This is a genomic window from Mongoliibacter sp. (assembly GCF_007692705.1).
Taxonomy (GTDB): Bacteria; Bacteroidota; Bacteroidia; order Cytophagales; family Cyclobacteriaceae; genus Mongoliibacter.
Window position 1 is genome coordinate 1 of sequence record NZ_REBN01000017.1, and the last position, 3170, is coordinate 3170.

Sequence of the window (3170 nt, forward strand, 5' to 3'; positions counted from 1 at the left end):
TGTCTTTGTGGTGAAAATTAATAACCACAGAGGCACAAAGCACACAAAGAAAATTTAATAACAGAAATATTCACTTTGTGTGAAGCCAAAAATAGATTTCTCGTTACTCTCGAAATGACAAGGTAAAGCCTGCTTTATTCTTGAATTCCAAGACATCATCTTACCAAGTCCCATCTGCGAAATTCTGCGATATCAGCGGGAGATAATCGTTCTTTGCTCCTTAGCCTCCTCCCGATTCGGGACAAGTTACGCGTGAACCCCATACCCAAACGAAAAAAGCCGAGCCTCATCTCACCCAGATGTAGACCCGGCTTTTATTAAAAAAATTACCTGGTGCTTATTCAGGTATATACAAAGATAGCAGATATCCCTATTCATATTTTTTTATTTAACATTCGCGGGGTTTTCAAGGATATTCGCTGCGATTTGGAGGTTATTTGAAAAAATAGGGGATGCGAATGATGATTTCTGTACCCTGTTCCGGTCCAGAGTTTACCTGAATACTCTCGGAATTATAACCCGGTAAAAGGGATAATCTCTCTCTCACCAAATCTATTCCTCTTGAGGTATAGTATTTTTCTTTTTCGGTATTCTGAATACCCCTGCCATTGTCCCATATCGCACAGGTAATCATGTTCTCCTCAGGTGGGGAAAAAGTAATGGCCAAGGTTGGTTTCTCATGGGCAGGACTAAAAGCATGAACGAAGACATTTTCCACAAATGGCTGTATCAACATTGGAGGGATTTTCAATAAAGAATCATCGATTTCAGGAGCAACATCTATTTTCCAGTTTACCCGGTTATTGGTTCTTTTGTTTTCCAACTCTATATAGTTACGCAGGTATTCCACCTCCTTATGTAATTGTATGTGGGGATTGATGCTGTTTTCCAAGGTATTGCGTATCAGCTTGGAAAATTTCCCCAAAAAAGACAGTGCCTCTTCTCCTTGATTGTCTAAAATATAGTACTGTATGGAGTTGATAGCATTGAAGATAAAGTGAGGATTCATATGAGACCTGAGGGCCTCCAATTTTGTTTCGACTACCTTTTGGTTGACCTCCGCCTGTTCCCTGACCTGCCTCAACCTTAATTTGAATATAAGTCCAGCCAATCCCAAGAGGATTAAGAAGACCAACAAAAGAAACCACCATTTCAAATACAGAGGGGGGGAGATGGCAATTCCCAGCAATGAGGTGATAGTTGACTTGCCACTATGGAGGTCAAAAGTCTCTACTTCCAACTGGTAATTCCCGAAAGAAAGTGAGGCCAGGGAAATACTGCTTTCCTTGGTGTAAGCACTCCAGTTTTCCTCCTTTCCAAGCCGATACCTATAAAGTAGTTTTTGAGGATATGGATGTCCTGTTGGCTTGAAGGCTATATCCAGACTATTCTGATTGTTTTTCAAAGAGATCTTGTCTAGGTTATAAGTAAACCATAGCATTTTATCAGGCTGGAATGCTTGATTATTGACTAGTATTTGTCTGATTTCCAATTGATGGGTATAATCTCTTTCTTCTAAAATCTTCGGAAGGCTTAATTCATAATAACCTTTGTCATATCCAATGTAGAGTTTGTCCTTGATGACTTTTCCAGAATGAATCAAACCATTACCTAACCCTTGTTCATGGTCGATAAACCTGATAGTTTCATCATGAAAAATATTCAAACCTGACTCTGTCCCGATCAAGATGGCATCGTCAAAAGTTTCTAAAAAACGGATGCTGTTTCCAATTATTCTTGAAGCAGGAATATGTTTTTTGATGATAAAGTCGGGTTCAAGCCCAACCACATACAAATCCCCAAATTCAGCCCCCAAATAAAGGTTTCCAATTGAATCCATGTGGATGGTTTTGAATTTTTTTTCATCCCACATTTCCTCCTCTATATAAGACCTAAAACCAGCTTTTTCTGTATAATCAAAAACGCCATGAAAGACAGATGCAAAAAAGGTCTTCTCTTTTGAAGAAACCATTTTTGAAAGTTGTCTCGGTACCTCCGGCAGATCCGAATGGTAATACGTGTATTTGAAGCTTTTCACATCTTCATATACCCTTAATCCAGCATAGGGGTGGCTAACCATTAATTTACCATCTGGACTAAAACTCATGACATAGCTGTGTTCTGGTAAGTAGAACAGAAATTGACCATTGCTGTCCAATTCAAAAATTCCAATATTGGTGTTTACCCAAATATTCCCTGTATGCGTGTGCAATTCATAAAAAATGATGTCCTCCGTATTTGTATGATAGTCCATTTCAAAAAAGTTATCCTCATGTTTAGGGAGTGGATAACTTAGTTTTGTCAAAAACCGTTCTTGTGCTGCTTTGAAATCTTTTTTATCCACAAAAATTGATTTATCCACAAATTTGATCCCATCAGCATAAAGGATTGCCTCTAAAGTGGATTGTCCGACAAAACCCAAAGCAGCTTCTTTTTGGTCTTGGTAAGAAAAAATCTTGTCATCTAAGTGTATGGCAAAAAGTCCTTTATCAGTAGTCCCTGCATATAGAGTCTTATTCTCATCATCATACGCCGCAGAAATGAAATTTTTCAACCCTATTCCCGAGTGGATATCAAAGGAAAGCATGTTGTTTTCTGAAAGTGAAAATACTCCCCCGTCTTCTTTGTAAATGCCCCATGCTGCCCCAAAATTTCCTTCGGGTGGATACTTTACATAAGACCAAATGATTGATTGTCCAAATGACTTGGATTTTGGATTTTCTGTCAAAAAGTTATCCACATCAAAAAGATCTACATGACCCTTATTAGAACTGTAAATTTTATCTCCAAAATGTCCCATTGCATAAATGGGAAGATGGTCATTTACTTTTATCACCTCGGTTTCGCCCGATTCTAAAATAATTTCATAAACACCCTGTCGATAGGTAGTATAATAAAGGCTATTATTATGCTGAAAAAAACCTGAAGTGTAATTCAAGTCAGGATCTCTCTTGGTTTGTTGCGGCGATTCAATTTCTCGGTTTTTCACGTGGATGATGGAAATGCCATTTTCTGTTCCCACCAATACCTTATCTTTATAAGGGTACAGATGACGAATATGGTTGTCAATCAATCCATCAGATTGATCAAATACTTGGAATTGCTTCCCGTCGAATAGAGTGACTCCACCACCATAGCTACCAAACCACATTTGGCCCAAGTGGTCTTCT

General features: G+C 38.5%; 1 protein-coding gene. It reads right to left on the reverse strand.

The features are described 5' to 3' along the window. Positions 1–433: 433 nt before the first annotated feature. Positions 434–3170 (reverse strand): histidine kinase (locus EA341_RS00240; protein WP_293010673.1); only part of this gene is annotated, 2737 nt, incomplete at its 5' end.